Source organism: Franconibacter helveticus LMG 23732 (genome assembly GCF_000463115.2).
GTDB lineage: Bacteria > Pseudomonadota > Gammaproteobacteria > Enterobacterales > Enterobacteriaceae > Franconibacter > Franconibacter helveticus.
The window spans coordinates 329519-353855 of the sequence record NZ_AWFX01000042.1 but is presented as its reverse complement, the minus strand read 5'-3'; the positions used below and the strand labels follow the sequence as shown (position 1 = coordinate 353855).

The following is a 24337-nucleotide window of genomic DNA, read 5'->3' as shown; positions in this document are numbered from 1 at the left end:
AATCTCACTGCATAAACGGGAGTGAACCATGCTGGAGCAAAACCCTTTTCTGGAAACAAGCACGCTGCCTTATGAAGCGCCGCGTTTTGATGTGATAACCGATCAACACTATCGTCCGGCGTTCGACGAGGCGGTACGCCGCAAGCGCGAAGAGATAGCCGCTATCGCCGCTAACCCGCAAACGCCCACCTTTGAAAACACTTACCTGGCGCTGGAGAAAAGCGGCGCCATGCTCGGGCGCGTCACCAGCACCTTTTTCGCCATGACCTCGGCGCACACCAACGACTATCTGCAACAGCTGGATGAAGCGTTTTCCACTGAGCTTGCGGAACTGGCGGATGAGATCCATCTCAACGCTCAGCTTTTTTCACGTCTCGACGCGGTGTATCAACAGCGTCATGACATCGCGCTTGATGCGGAGTCGTTGCGCCTGGTGGAAGTTGTCTGGCAGCAGTTTATGCTGGCGGGCGCCACGCTTGGCGATGAACAAAAAGCGCAGCTGAAGGCGCTGAATAAAGAAGCGGCCCAGTTAACCAGCCAGTTCAACAACCGTCTGCTTGCTGCCACCAAAGCGGGCGGGCTGGTTGTGGATACTGTGCAGGCGCTGGCAGGGCTGAGCGAGGCGGAAATCGCCGCCGCCGCTGAAGCGGCAAAAGAGAAAGGGCTTCAGGGTAAATGGCTTCTTTCGCTGCTCAACACCACCCAACAGCCTGCGTTGCAGTCGCTAACGAACCGTGAAACGCGCGAAGCGCTGTTTAAAGCAGGCTGGACGCGCAGCGAAAAAAACGACGCCAACGACACCCGCGCCATCGTCATTCGCCTTGCCGAACTGCGCGCCGCGCAGGCGCAACTGCTGGGCTTTGACGATTTCGCCAGCTGGAAAATCGCCGATCAGATGGCCAGAACGCCGCAGGCGGCGCTGCGCTTCATGCGCGGCATCGTGCCGGCGGCAACGACGCGCGCCCGTCAGGAGCTGGCGGACATTCAGCAGGTTATCGACCAGCAACAGGGCGGTTTCCAGGTGCAGGCATGGGACTGGGCGTTTTACGCCGAGCAGGTGCGCCTTGCGAAATACGATCTCGATGAAGCGAAAATCAAGCCTTATTTTGAGCTGAACCGCGTGCTCACCGAAGGGGTTTTCCGCGCCGCAAGCGATCTCTTCGGCATCAGCTTCACCGAGCGTTTCGACATCCCGCCGTATCACCCGGACGTGCGCGTCTGGGAGATTTACGACCAGAGCGGCGAGGGGCTGGCGCTCTTTTACGGCGATTTCTTCGCCCGCGACAGCAAAAGCGGCGGGGCGTGGATGGGCAATTTTGTCGAGCAGTCTACGCTGTTCGCCACCCGGCCGGTTATCTACAACGTCTGCAACTATCAAAAACCGGCGCCGGGCCAGCCTGCGCTTATCTCCTGGGACGACGTTATCACGCTGTTCCATGAATTCGGCCATACGCTGCACGGGCTGTTTGCCCGCCAGCGCTACGCCACGCTTTCCGGCACCAATACGCCGCGCGATTTTGTCGAATTTCCGTCGCAGATAAACGAACACTGGGCAAGCCACCCGGACGTATTCGCCCGCTACGCCCGTCATCATCAGACCGGCGAGCCGATGCCGGAGGCGCTGCGGGAAAAACTTTTCCGCGCGGCGCAGTTCAACAAAGGCTACGACATGACCGAACTTCTGGCCGCCGCGCTGCTGGATATGCGCTGGCACGCCATGACGCCGCAGACCAACGTGGACGACGTGGCGACCTTTGAAGCCGCCGCGCTGGAACAAGAGCAGGTGGCGCTGCCTGCCGTGCCGCCGCGCTATCGCAGCAGCTATTTCGCCCATATTTTCGGCGGCGGTTACGCAGCGGGCTATTACGCCTATCTGTGGACGCAAATGCTGGCGGACGACGGTTACCAGTGGTTTGTGGAGCAGGGCGGGCTGACCCGTGAAAACGGTCAGCGTTTTCGTGAAGCGATCCTTTCACGGGGCAACAGCACCGATCTGGAAGCGCTTTATCGCGACTGGCGCGGTCACGACCCGCTTATCGAGCCGATGCTGAAAAATCGCGGGCTGAGCGACCAGTAGGAAAATAAGCCGGGCGATAAGCCCGGTTTTTACGCGGACGTTTTGCTACGCTTCTGGCTCAGGCTCTCTGGCGGTAAAACTTCAGACTCCTTTTTATCTCAAGGCGGCGGCGATGACCATGCTCTCCAGTGAAAGGCTACATACTTTGGCAACGCGCCCTGATGACAGCGAATCCGCTTCTTTGCCTTCACCGGCGGAATGGGCTGCCATGGCGTGTGAACTACTCGAAGCGCGTCAGAAAATAGCGGCGCTTGAGAAACAACTGATGCGGCCTGTTACGCTGCCTTTTACCAGCGCAAGCCCGGTGTGTGAAATTGAAGCGGGCTACGCAGCAGGGGTAAATGACTGTAAAACCGCTATTCGCGCAGCCGGTTTTTTCATTGAAGGGGATGACTAAGCGGGCAGGGCGTGCATAAAAACGGGTAGCTTTCGCTACCCGAGTGGCTGTTAGTCCGTCAGCGCTTCGTTACGTAAATGGTTTAAGTAGTAATCGTAACGCTTAAGGAACCAGGCTTTACCGTCTCTGTCCATATTCCCTGTTATGGCCTCCATGTCTACGCGTCTCCCTTGCGCGTGCATCTGGGCGAAGCTCAGCGCCAGAAAATCAAAGTTTTGCAATGACATCACATCTTGTTCTTTCACAGACTGCATACCTTCCTCCTTCGTTAAAATAGGGTGAAAAGGAAATATGCTGTTTGGACTAAGTATGGTTCATCAGAACAGATCCGGCTTACAGAATATGCTTAAGTTTCAGATAGTCAGCGAAGCGGTAAAGAAAATGACAGGGCCAGAAGAGGTTATCCCCTTGAGATTAATCCTGTTATCAGCGCAGCGGTAAACGGCTGAAAAACAGCGCCTGTCTGGTGGTCTATACTGTGTAAGCGGTTGCATTTTAATGAATAAAGGAATCTACACCGTACTGGCGCATTGATTCTGATGAATAACCAGACGAGGTCAAAATGAACATTGACGATCTAAAACGTCAGGCCGAGGAGGAAATCTCGGCGCTGATCGCTGACAAAATTGCTGAACTACGCAAGCATTCCGAAAAAGAGGTCTCCGAGATAGAGCTTATCCCCCGTGAGACAATGACTGGCCTTGCAGGTTATGACGTCCGGATAAAACTGATCTAGCCGTTACCCCTATCGCCTTTGACAAACGCCGCCTGCGGGTGGCTTTTACGCATTTGCTGCTCCGCGCGCAACGTTATTACCTGGCGGCAGTTGGCTTAATATAAATTTTAAGCATAACCGCCTGTTTTCGGGGGCGGTGGCTTTACCGACAGGCGATAAATCGTGATCTTTATCGTAATACGGAAGTATGAATCTTGTTCGGATTAATCTTATCTGAGATGATGCTTTCACCCCTTACAGAGCTAAGCCACTTAGGTGAGTGCCGGAGATAAGCGCCGGAGGGGGTAAAACCTGAAAACCCGCTGAATAGCGGGTTTTTTTATGGCCTGAAGCGGTATGCAAAAGCGCAGGAAAGCGCCGTTAAGAAAAGTCCCCGGAGCAGTGAAATCCGCCGGCTCCGGGGTATGCAAATGCAAAATCGCTACGAACGCCACTTTATCCTGCCGGCAGAATTAACCTATCCGCCAAAAGTATGAAAATGAAGCACATAAAGCAAAACCGGACATTTAGCCCGGTTTTTGCGCATTTACTTTCAGCAGGCATCGAGCGCGGTATCGCCTCTGGCCTTGTTGTGCCGAAAGTCGCTGTGCTAAGCGTGTAGTATCAAAGCCTTACAAGGCGCTTGCAGCGGCCTGGCGCATCATGCGATTGGCCTCGTCCCATTTGCGGGAGTTACGTTTAGTAATCGCTTCGCGCGCTGCGCGTCGGGCTTTATTCATCAGATGTTGGTTCACCATATTTCACCTCCACCATTGTCGGGATCCTGCCCGGATCCGCTGGTCACATTGCGTTAGTTCATCTTGTTTGCTGCCTGCTCTTCGTTTTGTAGAGATAAGTTTTGGTCAGAGATCACCGCTCTGCTTTAAGACTTTTGCCTAAAAACGCATCGGGCAGGTGACATTGAGACGCGTCTGTGGTTGGCCTGTACAGAGTCTGTTTTTTGGGCTACTCGCGAAAAGTCGCGCGTAAAACCAGCTTTTTCCCGGCTTTAAGAAAAAAGCATTCACACTTTTTTGTTACGAAATTTTTAAGCGCTTCGTTTTAAAAAAAATGGTTATCTATCAGCGATAAAACGCAAAAGCATAACGCCCTAAGGCGGCCGATGTGACCGCTTCGTTAATGAAAATAATTCTCATCTGGATTGATAATTCCCTGTCTGCTTTCCAGGCTTGTGGAGGTGTTTCTCAACCCTTAATCCCCACAGACAGGAGGTAGTATGTTTCATCACTCTTCGAAACTTCAGTATCCCGTTCGCGTGGAAAAGCCCGATCCGGAATTTGCGATGCTCTTACAACAGGCTATTGGCGGCGTGGAAGGTGAAATTCGCGTCGCGATGCAGTATTTCTTTCAGGCGATGGGCGCTCGTGGCGACGCTCGCATTAAAGACTTGCTGATCTCAACGGCTACTGAAGAGCTGGCGCACATCGAAATGCTGGGCCACGCCGTGGCGCTGAACCTGGAGGGCGCGCCGCTCTCTTATCAGGAAGCGTCGGCAAAAGACCCGGTCGTTAACGCCATTCTTGGGGGCATGAATCCTCGCCATGTTCTCTCCTCAGGCCTTGCCGCGCTGCCGGTAAATGCCAACGGCGTGCCGTTTGATATGAGCCATGTTTACGCTTCCGGCAACGTGGCGGCGGATATGCTGGCTAACGTCACGGCGGAAGCCACAGGCCGCGTGCTGGCTACCCGTCTTTACAACATGACGGAAGATAAAGGGATGAAAGATTTCCTCTCTTTTCTCATCGCCCGCGACACCATGCACCAGCAGCAATGGCTGGCTGTGATTGAAGATATGGGCGGGTTATCCGCGTCGCTGCCTATTCCTAACAGCTTCCCGCAGGAACAAGAGGCCAGCGAGCATTCCTACTACTGTCTGAATACGTCGCTGGATAAACCACTGCCGCAGGGTCGCTGGTGCGACGGGCCGGCGTTCGACGGCAAAGGGCAGTTCACCGCCAAAGAGCAGCCGGATCTGCTGGGCGAAGAGCCTGTTTTGGGTAAAGCCCGCCCGGGTTCAGGCGCGCAGGCTGAGCAGATTGGCACGGCGATGTCGTCTACTGCCAGCGCCGGCAACGGCTCTGTGTCCGGCTCATAAGGCGGCGATCCATGGGCCTTCTTTTTGTCGCCTCTGGCTCTGCCGCCAACGTTCCGGGTTTGTCCTACACTTAGGGAACATCGTACAGAGTCAGGAGAGGTTTATGGTTGAACGTGAAAACTCCCCGCAAGGAGAAAAAGAGAAGGCGCCTTCTGCCCCCGAGTCGGTCAAAAACACCCGCGATAACCCAGGGCAGGAGGGAGAGATCCCGCGTAAAAGGGACGACAGCGAAGATGATGAAGTCGACCCGTACAAACACGGTTGACGCTTGCCCCGTCACTGCCGGTGCGTGACGGGGGAACAGCCGGTAAACAGACCCTGCGGGGTCTTTTTTATTGGCTATTTCTTATGCGCGACGATAAACAGCCGGGGGAAGGCAAGCAATAAGCGTCCGTCGCGACGCGGCAGGTAATGCTGAGAAAGCAGCAAACGATAATGTTCGAGAAAGCGCTCTTCGCCTGTCTCGTCCAGCGCGTCGAGGAAAGGGCGCAAACCGGTTGAACGCAACCAGTCCACCACCGCGTCAACCGAAGGCAGCAGATGAAAATAGGTTGTGCGCCAGATATCCAGTTCGCACCCCGCCTGGCTTAGCAGATCGTAATAATTTTCTACCGTCAGCAGCGGTTCGCGCTCTTTTACCGTCATGCCCATCGTCTTCGCAACCGTGCGCATGGCGGCATGGGTTGGCTCCTCCCAGTTGTCCGGCATCTGCACCGCCAGCATGCCCTGCGGTGCCAGCAGGCTGGCGAGCCGGGGAAAGAGCGAAGGGTGATCGGGCAGCCATTGCAGCGAGGCGTTAGCGTAAATCAGGTCTGGCTCGCTTTGTGGCCGCCAAAGCGCTGCATCTTCTTCAATAAAATCGCAATCCGGCAGCGCGCGGCGGGCTTTTTCCAGCATAGCGGGCGACGTATCGATACCGGTTATCTTCGCCTGCGGCCAGGCCTTGCGCAGCAGTTCCGTGCTGTTGCCGGGGCCGCAGCCGAGATCGTAAACCTGGCGCACAGAAGCGCGGGAAGCGATGCGCGCCACCAGCTCCTGCGCCGGGCGGGTGCGCTCCGCGGAAAATTGGAGATAAAGCTCGGGGTTCCAGTCCTGCACAGGGGCCTCCGGTGAACGGGTGTTCAGTTCGTTTAACTGCGGTTAAGAATCGTTGTGTCAGAGTGACGCCACAGAGGTAACAAAGTCACCTCAAACCGTAGTCGATTCACACGGTAATAATAAATTTATCCATGCAAGCATTGCCGCCAGCCCCGCTGGCGGTTTTTTTTTGCGTTAACGGCCCGCGAACCGTTTACGGTAGCCCGCAGGCGAAAGGGCGAACTGACGCTGAAAATGGTAGCGCAGCGTGGTTGCGCTGCCGAATCCCACCTCGCCTGCGATCTGCTCCAGTGAAAAACGGGTCGTCTCCAGCAATTCCCGCGCCCGCAACAGCCTCTCGTTAAGCAGCCAGCGGCCGGGCGTGGTGCCGGTCGCTTCCTGGAAACGGCGTAAAAAAGTGCGCGGGCTCATACCCGCTTTTTCTGCAAGCGTCGCCACCGTGTGGTTATGCGCCAGTCGCTGATGCAAAAAATCAAACAGCAAACCGAGCCGCTGGCTTTCACGGGCGCGCGGCACGGGGCGTTCCACATGCTGCGTCTGACCGCCGTCGCGATGCGGCTGCACCACTAAACGCCGCGCCACGCTGTTGGCCGCTTCGCGGCCAAAATCACGCCGCACCAGATGCAAACAGAGATCGATGCCCGCTGCGCTGCCTGCGGAGGTCAGCAAGTTGCCCTGGTCGAGGTAAAGCACATCGGGCACCACATCCGTTTGCGGATAACGGCGCGACAGGGCGTCGAGATAGCGCCAGTGCGTGGTCGCCTTACGGCCGTTCAGCAATCCGCTCGCCGCCAGCACAAACACGCCGGAGCAAATCGAAATGATTCTGCATCCTCTTTCATGCGCGCGCCGGAGCGCTTCGCACAGCGCCTGCGGCACCGGGGCTTCACTGTCGCGCCAGCCGGGAATGACGATAGTGCCGGCGTTGTCCAGCAAAGGCAGCCCGCCATCGGCCATGATGCGCACGCCGCCCGTGGCGCGAAGCGGGCCTTCCTCAACGCTCGCGACGGCGAACTGATACCACTCAGGACCCATTTCCGGACGCGGCAGCCCGAAGATCTCTACGGCTACGCCAAATTCAAAAGTGCACAGACCGTCGTAGGCTAGCGCCACGACAAGCGAATTGGCTAAAGGCTGGTGCATGATTGTCAAAATCCTTGCGATTTCTGGCAGCGAGCAGGGCGGTCATCGTCGCGCCTGCGGGTTAATGTATTGTTAACACAAACCACAAGGAGCAGACAATGAGCTATGTCACCGAGTTTTCCGCCGCCCCGTCCGCGGTTGCCGAGGCCCACTTTTTAGCAAGATTAAGCGTTGAGACAGACTGCGCCGATGTGCATGCGGCGATGCGGCTGGGGGAGCAAGATTTTGTGCTGCTGCACGTCGTCGGCAGCCAGGAAACCTTTGCCCGTCGGCACATTCCCGGCGCGCAACATCTGCCCTGGAGCCAGATGACAGCGGAGCGCATGGCGCAGTGGCCGCAAGAGACATTGTTCGTGGTTTACTGCGCAGGCCCGCACTGTAACGGCGCAGACCGCGCCGCGCTGACGCTTGCGCGACTGGGTCTGCCGGTAAAGATTATGCTCGGCGGCCTCACTGGCTGGGCGGACGAAGGGTACGCTTTCGCCAGCGAAGAGAGAGCGTCAGCCTGCGTCTGAAATAGCGGTTGTCGCTTCGCTGACGGGCGCTTCGGCTTGCGCCGGAGCGCTAAAGCCGGCGCCGCCGGTGAAAAGCGGGCGTCCTTCACTCTGCCAGTGTTGAACCATCACCTGTTGCAGCGGGGTAAGCGGCGCATCGCTCCAGAGGAAATAGTGCTCAGCCTGAAGCTCGTCGAGATCGGGCTGGGCGACAGGTTCGGCAAGCAGATCGATACGAAACCCCTCCGCTGAAAAGCGAATCGCTTCCAGCCAGATATCCAGCGGGTCCGTCATACTTAGCGGGATCATCACCAGCGAATCTGCCGGGCGTTTACGCAGCCCCTGCAAAACAAAAGCCGCATATTCAATTAATTGGGTGTCAAAACGCGCGCGGCGGGTGAGCTGCGTCGCGTTGACGCCTTCGCGCAGCCAGAGGCGCAGCGGGCGGATCACGTTGTCCAGCAGCGCAGCGGCGGGTAACTCGCGACCAAAACGCCGCAACAGGGCGCGTAGCTTCGCGGTATCAGGATTTTCCAGCGCAGAAAGCAGCTTTTCCTGATAAAGCTCCCACTGGCTGCTGAGCGTGGCGTGTTCGCCTTTCAGCAGACGGGAGACTTCCGCCACCGGCACGCCTTCGTTAAGCCACTTCAGAATAAGCTGGATGCGCAGCAGATGACTGTAATCATAATAACGTTTCCCGCTGGCGTCCCGGGCGGGCTTAAGCAAGCCGTAACGCTGCCAGGCTCGCAAGTTAGGCATGGTAACACCGCACTGATCGGACAACATTTCTATAGTGAAATGCGACATGGCGATTCCTTATTACCGGAAAAATAACAGAAAAGTGTAATACCTTTTTCCCGTGAGGCCAGGAAAAAAGGGCGAGTGGAAAAGGTGGGACTGTTCAGGGAGGACAAGGCAAGCTATCACATAAAGGATAACTTGCTAACTGTTTTCACAAGCGATCAATAAACAATAATGATGAATTAAGTCAACAGATACCGTTTATCAGGGCGCATTTTGGTGGGTTTATGATCGTCATTAATCATTTCACGCAGGTCGATTTCAATGCCGTTGCAAAGCGCGTCGAGCGGCAAATCGTTATCTTCCATTCCAAAAGGATCTTCCAGCTCTTCCGCCAGCGTATCCAGCGAAAGAAAGGTATAGGAGATAAACACCGAAACGAACGGCGTCATGAAATGCAGGTCGGTGACCAGCGCGAAGGGAAGCAAAATACAGAAAAGGTAAACCGTGCGGTGCACAATCAGCGAGTAAGCGAAGGGGAGCGGCGTGTTGGCGATGCGCTCGCAGCCCGCCAGGATCCCTGAAAGCTCGTTGAGATGGTTATCCAGGCTCTGGTACAGAATATCCGACAGCGCGCCGCGGCTGCGCTGTGCGGCCAGCCATTCGCCCATCAGCAGAATAATGCGGTTGCAGGGGGAATGACTGTGCATCACGGCTTCCAGATCCGCTTTGCTGAGATAGCGATCCAGCACGTTATCCAGCTTTTTACGGCGCAGCGTCAGGCGCAGGCAGTGGCAAAAAGCGATTTGCAGGTTAACGAGATGGCGAATCTCCTGCGGGTGCGAAGCCAGCAGCGTGCGGGAAACGCGTAGCAGCGAACGGCTCTGGATAACCAGTTGTCCCCAGATAAGTCGCGCCTCGGTATAACGGGCGTAGCAGGCGCTGTTGCGAAAGCCGAGAAAGATAGCGATGGCCACGCCGAGAATGCTGAACGGCGCGATGGTCAGCTTAATGCCGAGCGCTTCATACCAGGGCAGAAAAAAGATAACGGTTACGGAGAGCGCGACATTCAGCAGCAGTCGCGTGGAAATTTTAGCCAGAACGGAACCATGCCAGACAAACAGACGGGTAAACCAGTGCTGGTGAGGACGAACAATCATAATGGTCACTGTGTTAACAAAAGCGCTACGCATTAAACGAGATAGCGCTTTTGCCTGCAACCCTGAAGAGTGAAGGGGTATTTCTGCAATCAGCCCACCGGAATAAACTTATCCTTCACCCTGTGAAGCCATTCGCGAGAGCGACGCAGCGAGCCGCCTTTTTTGAAAAGCAGGAAAATATCTTTACCAATAGCCATCACCATAAAACAGTCTTTGCGACGCAGCGCGGGGCAACAATACCATTTCTGTTTCATTAATCGCTCCTTTAACGGGAATTAACGTAACCAGATGACGTCCGCATTAATAATAGTCAGTAAGTGACGCGGTAGATAATTAAGATTTCCTTTTAGGAACATTCTTACGAATGGATGAAAATGGATAAAATCTCGTTATTTATCATCACGCGTGAGAAATGCACGGCTGGCAGTATTAGAGAAAAGTCCTGGAAAAAGTTTTCTCATGCTTATGTAACTTGCGAAACGGTGAAGCCACCCTATAGTTATTTCTGCGTTTCGCATTAGTGTTTACGCAATTTAATTCTGATGATCCAGGAGGAGATATTATGACTCAGCATCGTGGTGGTTCAGGTAATTTTGCGCAGGATCGTGAGCGTGCTTCCGCAGCGGGCCGTAAAGGCGGGCAGAACAGCGGCGGGAATTTCAAAAACGACCGTGAGCGCGCCGCCGAGGCAGGCCGCAAGGGCGGTAAGAACAGCAGCCGTTCTTCGTCCTGAGGCATAAGCCGGCAACGGCTTGCCTGACGTACCTCCGGTATGGGGTTGCCCATACCGGAGGCCGTTTGTTTTTCGCCGTACCTTACTGATTAAGACCGTAAAATGATGAAAACTTATTTGCCTCTGTGCGTCGCCTTAGCGTTATTTACCGCTCCGTTTCCTCTGCTTGCAGAAAAGCCAACGCCGCCTGGCGATAATAAAACCACGACAACCCAGGTGCTTGAAGGCGGCGCTGCATTATTACAAAGCAATACGCCACTAAAGGATTTCGATATTTATCTGGTGGGCTTTCACCCGATGAAAGACGATCCCGAAAACCAAATGGAAGCGCACCATTATTGTCATCAGGTCAATCAGGATTTCGCCCAGTGCGTCTTATTTGATGGCAATACTAAAAACGCCAATATGACCGGCGTGGAATATATTATCTCCGAAAAACTCTTTGCAACGCTTCCCCAGGAAGAGCGCCAGTACTGGCATCCTCATAATGGCGAAATTCTCAGCGGCCAGCTGATTGCGCCAGGCATTCCGAAAGTGGCTGAGCACCGGCTGATGAAAGATAAAATGAACAGTTACGGTAAGACCTGGCATGTGTGGCATACCGGCGGGCCGGGTGAACAGGGCGCCACGTTGCCGCTGGGCCCGCCGATGCTCGCGTGGTCGTTCAACCGCGACGGTGAGGCAAAACCGGAACTGGTCAGCGAGCGCGATAAAAAGCTTAACGTTAATACCGATGAAATTCGTCAGTCGCGCCAGGATTTGCAGGCCGACGCCAGGCCGCAGAGCGGCGTGGATGCCCTTAACGGCAAGTTTAAGCGCCCGTCGCAGCCGATTCCCGGCGTCACCGACAGCGACGCCAAACCGAATCCTTAATTTCTCTCGTTATATGCCTGACTTTTTTCCCCACTTCGGTGGGGATTTTTTTTAAATGAATTTTTTTCAACACAGATGAAATTTCCTCGTTTGCTCATGCGCGCTTCTCATGTCATTATTTGGACATATAGCCGTCCAGATGTCTAAAAGTTCACCCAGATAACTATCACCTTGCGCAATTAAGTCAGCAAGGGTCAGGAGAAAAACATGCAACGTCAACACGCCCCGTTTCGCGCCGATGTAGTCGGCAGTTTTCTGCGCCCGGACGCCATTAAGCAGGCGCGCCAGCAGTTTGCCGCAGGCCAGATAGACGCCGCTGCGCTGCGCAAAGCAGAAGACGAGGCCATTCGCGAGAGCGTCGCGCAGCAGTGCGCCTGCGGCCTGCATGTCGTGACCGACGGCGAATTCCGCCGCGCCTGGTGGCACATGGACTTTTTCGCTGCCTTGCAGGGCGTAGAGCTTTATGAAGTGGATCAGGGGATCCAGTTCAACGGCATCCAGACCAAAGCGCAGAGCGTTCGCGTGGTGGGTAAGGTCGGTTTTGGCGATCACCCGATGCTGGAAGATTTTCGTTATCTGAAGAGCGTAAGCGGTAACGCCGAGCCGAAAATGACCATTCCCAGCCCAAGCGTGCTGCATTTTCGCGGCGGCGCCAAAGCTATCGACCGCACGGTCTACCCTGATCTGAACGACTATTTTGACGATCTCGCCACCACCTGGCGCGACGCCATCCGCGCTTTCTATGACGCAGGCTGCCGTTATCTGCAACTGGACGATACCGTGTGGGCCTATCTTTGCTCTGATGAACAGCGCGCAAAAGTGCGTGAGCGCGGCGAAGATCCGGATGAGCTGATGAAGATTTACGCCCGCGTGCTGAACAAAGCGCTGGAAGGCAAGCCGGACGATCTGACCATCGGCCTGCACGTTTGCCGCGGCAACTTCCGTTCAAGCTGGATCTCCGAAGGCGGTTATGAGCCGGTAGCCGAAGTGCTGTTCGGCACCGTAAATATCGACGCCTTTTTCCTGGAGTATGATAACGACCGCTCCGGTGACTTTGCGCCGCTGCGCTTTATTCGTCCGGGCAAGCAGCAGGTGGTGCTGGGCCTTATCACCACCAAAAACGGCGAACTGGAAAACCCGGAGCTGGTGAAAGCGCGTCTTAAAGAAGCCGCGCAGTATGTCGACATTAACCAGCTTTGCCTCAGCCCGCAGTGCGGTTTCGCCTCCACCGAAGAGGGCAACAGCCTGAGCGAAGCGCAACAGTGGGATAAAGTGCGCCTCGTTACCGGTATTGCCAACGAGGTCTGGTAACAATAACGTTTCCCTCCTGCAAAGGAGGAGATATTCCCGGTTTGCAGAGCGGATGGCGAAAGCTGTCCGCTTTTTTTATGGTCAGGAAAAAGGGGAAGGGGCGTTAAACGTGATTATGGCGGGCGCGTTATCAATAGCAAATAGCTGTTACGTTACCCTCAGACCATCATTTTTAATTATCTTTTCACGCGCTGCACATTTATGAAGCGGCTTTGCACCATAGCGGAGAACCATTGCTGTTATTTACGCTTTGTAATAAAGGTGAACCGTCCTTGTTGAATTAAATTTATAATATCCAATTGATATTAAAGGAATTATAAATAGTGGCATCCTAATTGCTAACGCTATTCCATCTTGTATACCAGATGGGATGCCAGCAAATGACGACCGCGCAACCGCTTTTTATGCCATTAACCCTGAGTGAATGGCGCAGGGAGTTTCTTCAGGATCCAAAACGGATCGCCGATATTTATGCCGCGTTCAGCGACGCCCCGGAAAATAACGATCCGGCGTGGATCTTCAAAGCCAGCCGGGCGCTTATCGCCAGCCAAATCGAGCCGCTGTTAACGGCGCTGGCGTCGGGTGAAAAAACGCTGGACGACTTTCCGCTCTTTGGCGTGCCTTTCGCGGTGAAAGACAATATCGACGTGGTCGGCATGCCCACCAGCGCCGCGTGTCCCGCCTTTGCTTACTCGCCGGAACGGGACGCTACCGTCGTGGCGAAGCTCAAAGCCGCAGGCGCCGTTGTCATTGGCAAAACCAATCTTGATCAGTTCGCCACCGGGCTTGTCGGCACCCGTTCGCCTTATGGCGCGGTGCCGAACACCTTCAACCCCGATTATGTCAGCGGCGGCTCCAGCTCCGGATCCGCTTCCGTGGTTGCGCGCGGGCTTGCTGCGTTTGCGCTCGGCACAGATACCGCCGGTTCCGGGCGCGTGCCCGCAGGCTTTAACAATATTGTCGGGCTGAAGCCCACCAAAGGCTGGCTTTCCACCCACGGCGTGGTGCCCGCCTGCCGTTTGAACGACTGCGTATCCGTTTTTGCCCTGACGGTTGAAGATGCGTATACCGTGGCGCGCATCGCAGGCGGATATGACGAACAGGACGCCTATTCCCGCCATAACCCCCGCACGGCGCCTGCTCGCTTCGCTCCCGCGCCGCGTCTGGCCGTGCCGGACGTGCTGGAATTTTATGGCGACAAGAAGAGCCAGGCGGCGTTTGAGAAAAGCCTGGCGCGCCTGGAAGCGCTCGGCGCGCAACTGGTGCCCATTGATTTTTCTGCGTTTCGCGCGCTGGCGGAGCAGCTTTACGCAGGCGCCTGGGTCGCCGAGCGTACCGTGGCGGTGGGCGCTGTGCTGCAAAGCCAGCCCGAGGCGATGGACCCGACGGTGCGCGGCATAGTCGAAAGCGGGGTGCGCTTTAGCGCCTGCGATGCCTGGCGGGCGGAATATGCCCGTGCGGAGCTGGCGCGCCATATCCAGACGCAGCTTGCCGGGTTTGATGCGCTGGTAGTGCCCACGTCGCCCACGATTCACACCCTGGAAGAGATGAAAGCGGAGCCGGTGCGCTATAACTCGCATTTCGGCTATTACACCAACTTCACCAATCTGGCCGATCTCTGCGCGCTGGCGCTGCCTGCGGATTTTCGCGACGACGGCCTGCCGGCGGGCATTACCCTGATTGCCCCGGCATGGCGCGATGGCGCGCTCGCCCGCTTCGGCGCGCTCTGGCAACAGGCCGTCACGCTGCCGCTCGGCGCGACGAACAAGGCGCTGCCCGCACCGCAGCCCGCGTTGCGCAGCGAAGAACACGTTCGCCTGGCGGTGGTCGGCGCGCACCTGCGCGGCATGCCGCTGAATTTCCAGCTCACCACCCGCGATGCGGTGTTTGTCGAGGAGACCACGACAGACGCCCGCTACCGCCTTTTTGCCCTTGCCAATACCACACCGCCGAAACCGGGCCTGGCGCGCATGGCGGAAGGCGCGCCGATTGCAGTGGAGCTGTGGGACATTCCGCTCGCCCGCTTTGGCGAATTTGTGGCGGAAATTCCTGCGCCGCTCGGTATCGGCACGCTTACGCTTGCCGACGGCCGTCAGGTGAAAGGATTTATTTGCGAGCCGCAGGCACTTGCGGACGCGACGGATATCACCTCCTGGGGCGGCTGGAAAGCCTGGCTCGCCCGCCATCAGACCGCCTGAGGAGTGCGCCATGTTTACCACGGTATTGATTGCTAACCGCGGCGAAATCGCCTGTCGCGCCATTCGCACCCTGAAAAAAATGGGCATAAAAAGCGTTGCGGTCTACTCCGACGCCGATCGCAACGCCCGGCACGTAAGCGATGCAGACTGCGCCATTGCGCTTGGCGGCGAGAAGGCGAGCGAAAGCTATCTTGATGTCGATAAAATCCTCAGCGCCGCGCAGGCGAGCGGGGCGCAGGCAATTTTCCCCGGTTATGGTTTTCTCTCGGAGCGGGCGGAGTTCGCCGCCGCGTGTGAAGCCGCGGGGATTGTGTTTATCGGCCCGACGTCGCGGCAAATTAGTGATTTCGGCCTCAAGCACAGCGCCAGGGCGCTTGCCGCCGCCGCGGGCGTGCCCATGACCCCGGGCACCGGCCTGTTGCGTACGCTGGAAGAGGCCTGCGCCGCGGCGCAGGAGATAGGCTACCCGGTGATGCTGAAAACCACCGCGGGCGGCGGCGGCATCGGCCTGACCCGCTGCGCGGACGAAACGGCGCTGCGCGAGGCCTGGGAGAGCGTTAAACGGCAGGGGCAGCAGTTTTTCAGCGACGACGGCGTCTTTCTTGAACGGTTTGTCGACCGCGCCCGTCACCTTGAGGTGCAAATCTTAGGCGACGGCAAAGGCCGCGTGGCGGCCCTTGGCGAGCGCGACTGCTCGCTCCAGCGCCGCAACCAGAAAGTGGTGGAAGAGACGCCGGCGCCCAGCCTGCCGCAGGCGACGCGCGAGGCGCTGCATGCGGCGGCGGTTGCGCTGGGTGAATCGGTCAGCTACCGCAGCGCAGGCACCGTTGAGTTTATCTACGACGCCGCTTGCGACCAGTTCTGGTTTCTGGAGGTCAACACCCGCTTGCAGGTTGAACATCCGGTAACCGAGTGCGTCACAGGCCTTGATCTGATCGAATGCATGATCGCCGTGGCGGCGGGCGAGCCGCTGGACTGGTCAGCCCTCGCCCGCAAGCCGCAGGGCGCGGCTATTGAGGTGCGCCTGTATGCGGAAGATCCGCTGAAAAACTTCCAGCCGAGCCCTGGCGTATTAACCGATGTTTATTTTCCGGCGGATGTGCGGGTGGACGGCTGGGTCTCGACGGGCGCAGAAGTGAGCGCATTTTACGACCCGATGATCGCCAAAATCATCGTGCACGGCGAAACCCGCCAGCAGGCGCTGGAAAAACTCACTATCGCCCTTAACGCCACCCGTTTGCACGGTATCGCCACCAACCTCGACTACCTGCGCCAGATAGTGAAGCTGCCGGAATTTACCGCTGGCGTCATGTGGACGCGGCTGCTGGACGACGTACGCTACGAAGCGCACGCCATTGAAGTGCTGGCGCCGGGAACATGGAGCAGCGTGCAGGATTATCCGGGGCGCACCGGCTACTGGGATATCGGCGTGCCGCCTTCCGGGCCGATGGATGATTTCGCCTTCCGGCTCGCTAACCGTATCGTCGGCAATCATCCGACGGCAGCGGGGCTGGAGTTCACCCTCCAGGGGCCGACGCTGCGTTTTCACAGCGCGGCGACTATCGCGCTGACCGGCGCAGACTGCCCGGCGACGCTTGACGATGAGCCGGTAGCCTTGTGGCAACCGGTAGTGGTGAAAGCGGGGCAGACGCTGAAGCTCGGCCGCGCCCGCGCGGGGTGTCGCACCTACCTTGCCGTGCGTAACGGCATTGACGTGCCGGTTTATCTGGGCAGCCGCTCGACCTTCGCGCTGGGGCAGTTTGGCGGCCATGCCGGACGCACGCTGAAGGTAGCGGATATTCTGGCGATTTCGCGCCCGGAGCTTGCCGCCTGCACCACGCCGCCGCCCATCGCGCTGCCGCAAACGCCGGAACCGGCGCTGTTGCCGCGCTATGGCGATGTATGGGAAATAGGCGTGCTTTACGGGCCGCATGGCGCGCCGGATTTCTTTACCCCGGAATCGATGAACGCCTTCTTCGACGCCGAATGGCAGGTGCATTACAACTCTAACCGGCTGGGCGTGCGGCTTTCAGGACCGAAGCCAGCGTGGACAAGAGCCAACGGCGGCGAGGCGGGGCTGCATCCTTCGAACGTACACGACTGCGAATACGCCATTGGGGCTATCAATTTCACCGGCGATTTCCCGGTCATTCTTACCCGCGATGGCCCAAGCCTCGGCGGTTTCGTCTGCCCGGTGACTATCGCGAAAGCGGAACTGTGGAAAGTAGGCCAGGTGAAGCCGGGCGATCGTATCCGCTTTCATCCCATCAGTTTTGAACACGCCCAGTCGCTGGAGATAGCCCAGCAGGTGGCTGTGACCAACCTGTGCGCGGTCAATGCACTGCCGGACGTGCGCGCAAGCATTGCGCCATCCGCCACCTCAAGCGCGGCGATTTTAGCCGAGACGCCGGCGCGCAACGGCTTGCCCGCCGCCGTATGGCGACAGGCGGGCGATAACTACATTCTGGTTGAGTATGGCGACAACGTAATGGATCTGGCGCTGCGCCTGCGGGTACACCTGCTGATGCAGGCGATCCGCGCAAGCGGCGTGGTGGGCGTGGAGGAGCTTTCGCCGGGCGTGCGCTCGTTGCAGGTGCGCTACGACAGCCAGCGTATCTCGCAGCGCCAGCTGATGGCGCTGCTGCTCAGCCTGGACAAAGAGCCTGGCGACGTCAGCGAGTTAAAAATTCCGTCACGCATTGTCCATCTGCCGATGGCGTTTGAAGACAGCGCGACGCTCGCCGCGGTGGAGCGTTATCAGCAAACGGTCAGGAACGAAGCGCCCTGGCTGCCGAACAATGTCGACTTTATCTGCCGGGCCAACGGACTTGCCAGCCGTGACGACGTGCAGCGCATTATTTTCGATGCCAGCTACTTAATCCTTGGGCTGGGCGACGTTTATCTCGGCGCCCCTTGCGCGGTGCCCGTTGACCCGCGCCACCGCCTGCTCAGTTCAAAATATAACCCGGCGCGCACCTGGACTGCCGAAGGCACCGTTGGTATCGGCGGCATGTACATGTGCATTTACGGCATGGACTCGCCCGGCGGCTATCAGCTGGTGGGGCGAACGCTGCCTATCTGGAACAAGTTCCTGAAGAACGCGCAGTTTGGCGAAGAGCCCTGGCTGTTGAAGTTTTTCGACCAGGTGCGTTTTTACCCGGTAAGCGAAGCGGAGTTAACCGACTTGCGCGACGCTTTCCGCGAAGGGCGCGCCCATATCCGCATTGAAGAGAGCGAGTTTGATTTCGCCGCCTACAACCGCTTCCTGACGGAAAACGCCGGGGATATCGCTGCATTCCGTGAGCGCCAGCAGGCGGCCTTCAGCGCCGAAGTCACGCGCTGGCAGGCGCAGGAAAACACGGCGGCAGAGCAGACGCAGCCGGTGGCCATACAGGAGCAGGAGGAGCAGAGCGGCCAGCTGGTAAGCGCCGACCTCAACGGCAATATCTGGAAAATCCTTGTCGAACCGGGCCAGCGCGTGCGCCAGGGCGAACCGCTGGTCGTGGTGGAGGCAATGAAAATGGAGCTGATGGTGCATGCGCCCAGCGACGGTGTGGTGTCGCGCATCAGTTGCCAGCAGGGGCGGCCCGTTTCACCCGGCGACGCGCTGCTGTGGCTGGGCTGACGGAGAAGATGCCGATGCAGGCAGGCTGGCAAAGGCCAGAACCTCGCGGCAAGCGCCGCGAGGAAGGCCAGGGCGAACGCATTTACCGGCTGCTCAAGCAGGAGATTTTCGATTTCCAGCTGCTGCCGGGGGACCGCTTCAGTGAAAACGACCTTGCGGCGCGCATGGGCGCGAGCCGCACGCCGGTGCGCCAGGCGCTGCATTTGCTGGAGCAGGAAGGGTATCTCGATGTTCAGCCACGCAGCGGCTGGCAGGTGCGGCATGTCGATTTCGACCATCTGGAAGCGCTTTACGACCTGCGCGTGGTGCTGGAGCTGGAAGCGGTGAAACGGCTTTGCGCGTTGCCGACGGATGTGCGCCCGCTGCCGCTGCAAATGCTCAGGCACTTTTGGGTCGACAGCCCGCCGCTTACCGACGGGGCGACGGTGGCAAGCCATGACGAGCAGTTTCACATGACGCTGGTCGACACCGCCGGCAACCCGGAAATGGCGCGGGTGCATCGCGACGTTACCGAGAAAATTCGCATTGTACGCCGCATGGATTTCACCGAAGCGGCGCGCATCAGCGCTACCTACGCCGAGCATGGGCAGATCCTGCTCGCCATTCTTAACCACAACCTGAAGGAGGCCTGCGCCCGGCTGCACGACCACATTGCCCAAAGCCAGAAAGAGGTTCGAAAAATTACGCTCCACGCCCTGCACCAGGCGCGGCGGGAGACGCGAGATTAATCGTACACACAGCACACCTTATCAGGAGACATCGTTATGCATCGTCGTACTTTGTTAAAAGCTTTTGCCCTTTCCGCATCGGTGGTCAGCATGGGGTTCGCCTTCAGCGCGCAGGCCGCAGAGACCATTAAAGTCGGCATTATGCATTCGCTTTCCGGCACCATGGCCATTTCTGAAACGCCGCTGAAAGACGTGGCGCTGATGACCATTGATGAAATCAACGCCAAAGGCGGGGTGCTTGGCAAAAAGCTGGAGCCGGTGGTGGTGGACCCGGCCTCCAACTGGCCGCTGTTTGCTGAAAAAGCCCGCCAGTTATTAACCCAGGATAAAGTCGCCGCCGTCTTTGGCTGCTGGACATCGGTTTCGCGTAAGTCGGTTTTACCGGTGTTTGAAGAGCTGAACGGTTTGCTCTTCTACCCGGTGCAGTACGAGGGCGAAGAGATGTCGCCGAATGTCTTTTACACTGGCGCCGCGCCGAACCAGCAGGCCATTCCGGCAGTGGAATACCTGATGAGCGAAGATGGCGGAGCCGCAAAACGCTTCTTCCTGCTGGGAACCGATTACGTCTACCCGCGCACCACCAACAAGATCCTGCGCGCCTTCCTGCATTCCAAAGGCGTCCAGGATAAAGATATCGAAGAGGTCTACACGCCGTTTGGCTACAGCGACTACCAGACCATCGTCGCCAATATTAAAAAGTTCTCCGCCGGCGGTAAAACGGCAGTGGTCTCTACCATCAACGGCGACTCTAACGTGCCTTTTTACAAGGAGCTGGCAAACCAGGGGCTGAAAGCGACCGACGTGCCGGTCGTGGCGTTCTCGGTGGGCGAAGAGGAGCTGCGCGGCATTGACGCGAAACCGCTGGTGGGCAACCTCGCCGCCTGGAACTACTTTGAGTCTGTCGACAACACCGCTAACCAGAAGTTTGTCGCTGATTACAAAGCCTACGCCAAAGCGCACAAGCTGCCGAATGCCGACACGGTGGTCACCAACGACCCGATGGAAGCCACTTATGTCGGCATCCATATGTGGGCGCAGGCGGTAGAAAAAGCAGGCACCACCGACGTGGATAAAGTACGCGCCGCAATGGCCGGGCAATCTTTCAACGCGCCGTCTGGCTTTACGCTCACCATGGACGCCACGAACCACCATCTGCATAAGCCGGTGATGATCGGCGAAATTGAAAGCAACGGTCAGTTTAACGTGGTGTGGCAGACCGATGCTCCGGTCCGCGCCCAGCCCTGGAGCCCGTATATTGCGGGCAATGATAAAAAACCGGACCAGCCGGTTAAGACCGCCAGCAATTAATTTCCCGCTTAAAGCTGGCGGCGCTCGCCTTTCACCTTAGGCCTCTCCTCATCAGGAGGAGAGGCCCGGCGAACGCCAAAGCGTCTGCATCGCTCATCACGTTTTCTTCCTCTGTTTTTCAGGGAAGGCCGGGGGTAAGGCGGCGCATAAACATGGGCTCACAAGGAGACCGCAATGACATTCACACGCTGGCTGATAATGGTCGTCTCGCTGCTGCTGCCTTGTCTGGCTGGCGCCACGGACGCGGATACTTTCGCCGCCGCCAGCCGCGCTCAGCAGACAGCCTTGCTCGAGCGCTGGGCCGCGGCGCCAGACCCGGCGCGTATTCCTTTGCTGAATGCGCTCTCACGGGAGAGCGTGGTGCTGGATGCGGATAAACACCCTTTCGCGGATGATGGCGCAGCGCTGCATCCGCTTGGCGAGGCGCAAAGCCCGCAGGGCGAAACCCGAAAACTGCGCTTAACGAACCGCCTGCGCAATCTGGTCGCGGGCGCGCTCGCCACCCATCGGCTGGTGAGTGACAACGTCACGCAAAGATGGCAGGCGGCGCGGGCGTTATCACACGACGCCACGCCTGACATGCTGCCGCTGCTCTCTGCGCGCTTCAACGCAGAAACCGACGAGAAGGTGAAAGCTGCGCTGGCGGGCGCGCTCGCTACTTTACAGCTCGCCAGCCCCGACGCGGCGGTGCGCCTCAGGGCCGTCACCTTGCTCGGCACGGCGTCGGAGCCGGAAACCCAGGCGCGGCTGCAACCTTTTACGCAAGCCAGCCATGAGCCGGATGCGCGGGTGCGCGAAGCGGCGGCGGAGAGCCTGAGAAACATTGAGCGGCGTCTGTGGCTGGGCGAGCTGCTCGGCCAGGCGTTTATGGGCGTTTCCCTCGGCTCCATCCTGCTGCTGGCGGCGCTGGGCCTTGCCATCACTTACGGCCTGCTTGGGGTCATCAACATGGCCCATGGCGAAATGCTGATGCTTGGCGCTTACGCCACCTGGCTTGTGCAGAACGCTTTTGCGCAATTCGCGCCGCAATGGCTTTTCCTTTATCCCGTTTTTGCCTTGCCGGTCGCCTTTCTGGCGACCGCCGGGGTGGGAATGGCGCTTGAGCGCACCGTCATCCGCCATCTTTATGGCCGCCCGCTGGAGACGCTGCTCGCCACCTGGGGCATCAGCCTGATGCTTATTCAACTGGTGCGTATGGCTTTTGGCGCGCAAAACGTGGAGGTGGCGAACCCGGCGTGGCTTTCCGGCGGCGTGCAGGTGCTGCCAAACCTTATCCTGCCGTGGAACCGCGTGGCGGTGATCGGTTTCGTGCTGTTGGTGCTCTTTTTTACCTGGCTCATTCTTAATAAAACGCGCCTCGGCATGAACGTGCGGGCGGTGACGCAAAACCGCGCGATGGCCGCCTGCTGCGGCGTGCCCACCGGAAGGGTGGATATGCTGGCTTTTGGGCTGGGGTCCGGCATCGCGGGACTTGGCGGCGTGGCGCTGTCGCAGCTTGGCAACGTGGGGCCGGAGCTGGGCCAGGGCTACATCATCGACTCCTTTCTGGTGGTGGTGTTGGGCGGCGTGGGCCAGCTTGCCGGCAGCGTGGCGGCGGCCTTTGGGCTTGGCATTTTCAATAAAATCCTCGAACCGCAGACCGGCGCCGTGCTCGGCAAGATCCTGATCCTGGTGCTGATTGTGCTGTTTATCCAGAAACGCCCGCAGGGGTTGTTCGCCCTTAAAGGGAGGGTCATCGACTAATGAGCCAGCCATTAACCCTGACGCTTGCGCGCAAGGCGCCGCGTCTTAGCCTCTGGCTTGGCGGCGCGCTGCTGGCGGCGATGCTGTTGCTGCCGTTTCTGGCGCTGCTGCCTGCAAGCCATCCGCTCAGCCTTTCCACTTATACGCTGACGCTGCTTGGCAAAATGCTCTGCTATGCCACCGTGGCGGTGGCGCTGGACCTGGTCTGGGGCTACGCCGGGATGCTCTCCCTCGGCCACGGGCTTTTCTTCGCGCTGGGCGGCTACGCGATGGGCATGTATTTAATGCGCCAGGCGGCGGGCGACGGCCTGCCCGCCTTTATGTCTTTTCTCTCGTGGAGCGAGCTGCCCTGGTTCTGGTGGGGAACGCAGCATTTCGCCTGGGCGATGGCGCTGGTGGTGATGATCCCCGGCGGCCTGGCGCTGCTCTTTGGCTGGTTCGCCTTCCGTTCCAAAATCAAAGGCGTTTACTTCTCGATAATGACCCAGGCGCTGACCTTCGCGGGCATGCTGTTGTTCTTTCGTAATGAAACCGGCTTTGGCGGCAACAACGGCTTTACCGGCTTCACGACGCTGCTTGGCTTTTCAGTGACCGCCACCGGCACCCGCATCGCGCTTTTTATCGCGACGGTGTTGCTGCTGCTGTTAAGCCTGGCCGTGGGACTGGCGCTGGCGCGCAGCAAGTTTGGCCGGGTGCTGACGGCGGTGCGCGATGCGGAAAACCGGCTAATGTTCTGCGGCTACGACCCGCGCGGCTTTAAGCTGCTGGTCTGGACGCTCTCTGCCGTGCTCTGCGGGCTGGCGGGCGCGCTCTATGTGCCGCAGGTCGGCATCATCAACCCCGGCGAGATGTCGCCCACTAACTCAATCGAAGCCGCTATCTGGGTGGCCCTGGGCGGGCGCGGCTCGCTGGTGGGGCCGGTTATCGGCGCGCTGGCGGTCAACGGCGCGAAAAGCGTCTTCACCGTGCTGATGCCCGAATACTGGCAGCTTTTTCTCGGGCTGATTTTTATTCTCGTCACGCTCTTTCTGCCGCGCGGCGTGATTGGCCTGTTACGCAAAGGAGAGAAATAATGCAGCCGGACGAAGGGCTTTTTACCCGACAGCACCTGACGGACCGCTATCGCGAGCAAACCGACCCGGTGCTTCAGCTTGAAAACATCAACGTCAACTTTGACGGTTTTCAGGCGCTCACTAACTTAACGCTCAATATTGGCGTGGGCGAACTGCGCTGCGTTATCGGCCCGAACGGGGCGGGAAAAACCACGCTGATGGATGTCATTACCGGTAAAACGCGGCCGCAGAGCGGCAGGGCGATTTACGATCAGTCCAGCGATTTAACGCGGCTCGACCCGATAACCATCGCGCAAAAAGGGATAGGCCGGAAGTTTCAGAAGCCGACGGTGTTTGAAGCGCTGACGGTATTTGAAAACCTGGAGATTGCGCAAAAGGGCGACAAGTCAGTGTGGGCAAGCCTGCGGGCAAAACTGAGCGGCGAGCAGCGCGATGGCATAGACAGCCTGCTCGCCACGCTTCGCCTGGGGGCGGAGCGGCACCGCCAGGCGGGCGCGCTTTCCCACGGGCAAAAGCAGTTTCTGGAGATCGGCATGCTGCTTATTCAGGAGCCGCACCTGTTGCTGCTGGACGAACCCGCCGCAGGCATGACCGACGCCGAGACGGAGTATACCGCCGAGCTGTTCCGCGAGCTTGCCGGTAAACATTCGCTGATGGTAGTGGAGCACGATATGGGGTTTGTCGAGACCATTGCCGACCGGGTGACGGTGCTGCATCAGGGCCAGGTGCTGGCGGAAGGATCGCTTAACGACGTGCAGGAAAACGAACAGGTGATTGAGGTTTATCTCGGACGCTAAGGGGCCG

General features: G+C 58.2%; 23 protein-coding genes. 16 read left to right on the top strand and 7 right to left on the bottom strand.

Going from position 1 to position 24337, the window contains the following annotated elements; all coding sequences use genetic code 11:
- Nucleotides 1–28: 28 nt before the first annotated feature.
- Nucleotides 29–2077 carry a peptidyl-dipeptidase Dcp gene (gene dcp / locus DW56_RS11915; RefSeq protein ID WP_024554282.1) on the top strand — a complete coding sequence of 683 codons (2049 nt, stop codon included), beginning with the start codon at nucleotides 29–31 and terminating at the stop codon, nucleotides 2075–2077.
- Between the two features lie 112 nt (nucleotides 2078–2189).
- Complete coding sequence (locus DW56_RS11910) at nucleotides 2190–2474, top strand: hypothetical protein (protein WP_024554283.1); 285 nt, start codon at nucleotides 2190–2192, stop codon at nucleotides 2472–2474.
- A gap of 50 nt (nucleotides 2475–2524) precedes the next feature.
- On the opposite strand, the gene DW56_RS11905 is transcribed toward DW56_RS11910, so the two are convergent.
- The gene (locus tag DW56_RS11905) at nucleotides 2525–2728 is read right to left on the bottom strand and encodes a hypothetical protein (protein WP_029697398.1); all 204 of its coding nucleotides are present in this window, start codon (nucleotides 2726–2728) and stop codon (nucleotides 2525–2527) included.
- Between the two features lie 308 nt (nucleotides 2729–3036).
- Between DW56_RS11905 and DW56_RS21705 the strand changes: the two genes are divergently transcribed.
- On the top strand, nucleotides 3037–3210 hold the full coding sequence (locus DW56_RS21705; protein WP_024554285.1) for a GnsA/GnsB family addiction module toxin: 174 nt from the start codon (nucleotides 3037–3039) through the stop codon (nucleotides 3208–3210).
- 611 nt (nucleotides 3211–3821) lie between these two features.
- Here DW56_RS21705 and DW56_RS22990 read toward each other — a convergent pair.
- Nucleotides 3822–3947 (bottom strand): hypothetical protein, encoded by a 126-nt coding sequence (locus tag DW56_RS22990; protein ID WP_267879867.1) that lies wholly within the window; start codon nucleotides 3945–3947, stop codon nucleotides 3822–3824.
- A gap of 479 nt (nucleotides 3948–4426) precedes the next feature.
- Between DW56_RS22990 and DW56_RS11900 the strand changes: the two genes are divergently transcribed.
- Together DW56_RS11900 and DW56_RS22690 are read left to right on the top strand one after the other, a co-directional pair.
- Entirely contained in the window at nucleotides 4427–5305 is an 879-nt protein-coding gene (locus tag DW56_RS11900; protein WP_024554286.1) for a manganese catalase family protein, read from the top strand.
- Nucleotides 5306–5408: 103 nt separating this feature from the next.
- Entirely contained in the window at nucleotides 5409–5570 is a 162-nt protein-coding gene (locus DW56_RS22690) for a hypothetical protein (protein WP_159102102.1), read from the top strand.
- A gap of 74 nt (nucleotides 5571–5644) precedes the next feature.
- On the opposite strand, the gene tam is transcribed toward DW56_RS22690, so the two are convergent.
- Nucleotides 5645–6403 carry a trans-aconitate 2-methyltransferase gene (tam, locus tag DW56_RS11895; protein ID WP_024562107.1) on the bottom strand — a complete coding sequence of 253 codons (759 nt, stop codon included), beginning with the start codon at nucleotides 6401–6403 and terminating at the stop codon, nucleotides 5645–5647.
- Between the two features lie 174 nt (nucleotides 6404–6577).
- Nucleotides 6578–7546 (bottom strand): transcriptional regulator FtrA, encoded by a 969-nt coding sequence (gene ftrA, locus DW56_RS11890; protein ID WP_081711355.1) that lies wholly within the window; start codon nucleotides 7544–7546, stop codon nucleotides 6578–6580.
- Between the two features lie 98 nt (nucleotides 7547–7644).
- Between ftrA and DW56_RS11885 the strand changes: the two genes are divergently transcribed.
- Nucleotides 7645–8061 carry a rhodanese-like domain-containing protein gene (locus tag DW56_RS11885; RefSeq protein ID WP_024554976.1) on the top strand — a complete coding sequence of 139 codons (417 nt, stop codon included), beginning with the start codon at nucleotides 7645–7647 and terminating at the stop codon, nucleotides 8059–8061.
- Here the strand turns inward: DW56_RS11885 and DW56_RS11880 are convergent.
- The 3 genes from DW56_RS11880 to DW56_RS22725 form a co-directional block, all read right to left on the bottom strand.
- A complete protein-coding gene (locus DW56_RS11880) occupies nucleotides 8047–8847 on the bottom strand; it encodes a MerR family transcriptional regulator (RefSeq protein ID WP_029589818.1) in 801 nt (266 codons plus the stop codon). The genes DW56_RS11885 and DW56_RS11880 overlap by 15 nt on opposite strands.
- A 176-nt stretch (nucleotides 8848–9023) precedes the next feature.
- A complete protein-coding gene (locus DW56_RS11875) occupies nucleotides 9024–9941 on the bottom strand; it encodes a bestrophin family protein (protein WP_024554978.1) in 918 nt (305 codons plus the stop codon).
- An 89-nt stretch (nucleotides 9942–10030) separates the two neighbouring features.
- Nucleotides 10031–10195, bottom strand: a complete 165-nt coding sequence (locus tag DW56_RS22725; protein ID WP_162838667.1) for a hypothetical protein — start codon at nucleotides 10193–10195, stop codon at nucleotides 10031–10033.
- Between the two features lie 308 nt (nucleotides 10196–10503).
- Between DW56_RS22725 and DW56_RS11870 the strand changes: the two genes are divergently transcribed.
- The 10 genes from DW56_RS11870 (at nucleotide 10504) to urtD (ending at nucleotide 24330) form a co-directional block, all read left to right on the top strand.
- The gene (locus DW56_RS11870) at nucleotides 10504–10674 is read left to right on the top strand and encodes a con-10 family general stress protein (RefSeq protein WP_024554979.1); all 171 of its coding nucleotides are present in this window, start codon (nucleotides 10504–10506) and stop codon (nucleotides 10672–10674) included.
- A gap of 102 nt (nucleotides 10675–10776) precedes the next feature.
- Complete coding sequence (locus DW56_RS11865; RefSeq protein WP_139152856.1) at nucleotides 10777–11547, top strand: OBAP family protein; 771 nt, start codon at nucleotides 10777–10779, stop codon at nucleotides 11545–11547.
- Nucleotides 11548–11754: 207 nt separating this feature from the next.
- Nucleotides 11755–12858 carry a cobalamin-independent methionine synthase II family protein gene (locus DW56_RS11860; protein ID WP_024554981.1) on the top strand — a complete coding sequence of 368 codons (1104 nt, stop codon included), beginning with the start codon at nucleotides 11755–11757 and terminating at the stop codon, nucleotides 12856–12858.
- A 380-nt stretch (nucleotides 12859–13238) separates the two neighbouring features.
- On the top strand, nucleotides 13239–15056 hold the full coding sequence (atzF, locus tag DW56_RS11855; RefSeq protein ID WP_024562106.1) for an allophanate hydrolase: 1818 nt from the start codon (nucleotides 13239–13241) through the stop codon (nucleotides 15054–15056).
- 10 nt (nucleotides 15057–15066) lie between these two features.
- Nucleotides 15067–18681: an urea carboxylase gene (uca, locus tag DW56_RS11850; protein ID WP_024562105.1), complete on the top strand. Its 3615-nt coding sequence runs from the start codon at nucleotides 15067–15069 to the stop codon at nucleotides 18679–18681.
- 14 nt (nucleotides 18682–18695) lie between these two features.
- Complete coding sequence (locus DW56_RS11845) at nucleotides 18696–19409, top strand: GntR family transcriptional regulator (protein WP_029697395.1); 714 nt, start codon at nucleotides 18696–18698, stop codon at nucleotides 19407–19409.
- A gap of 36 nt (nucleotides 19410–19445) precedes the next feature.
- Nucleotides 19446–20717, top strand: a complete 1272-nt coding sequence (urtA, locus tag DW56_RS11840) for an urea ABC transporter substrate-binding protein (RefSeq protein WP_024555248.1) — start codon at nucleotides 19446–19448, stop codon at nucleotides 20715–20717.
- A gap of 174 nt (nucleotides 20718–20891) precedes the next feature.
- Nucleotides 20892–22460 carry an urea ABC transporter permease subunit UrtB gene (gene urtB / locus DW56_RS11835; RefSeq protein ID WP_024562103.1) on the top strand — a complete coding sequence of 523 codons (1569 nt, stop codon included), beginning with the start codon at nucleotides 20892–20894 and terminating at the stop codon, nucleotides 22458–22460.
- Entirely contained in the window at nucleotides 22460–23533 is a 1074-nt protein-coding gene (gene urtC / locus DW56_RS11830) for an urea ABC transporter permease subunit UrtC (protein WP_024555060.1), read from the top strand. The genes urtB and urtC overlap by 1 nt, the downstream gene beginning before the upstream one ends.
- Nucleotides 23533–24330: an urea ABC transporter ATP-binding protein UrtD gene (gene urtD / locus DW56_RS11825; protein WP_024555059.1), complete on the top strand. Its 798-nt coding sequence runs from the start codon at nucleotides 23533–23535 to the stop codon at nucleotides 24328–24330. Before urtC ends, urtD begins: the two co-directional genes overlap by 1 nt.
- Nucleotides 24331–24337 lie beyond the last annotated feature (7 nt).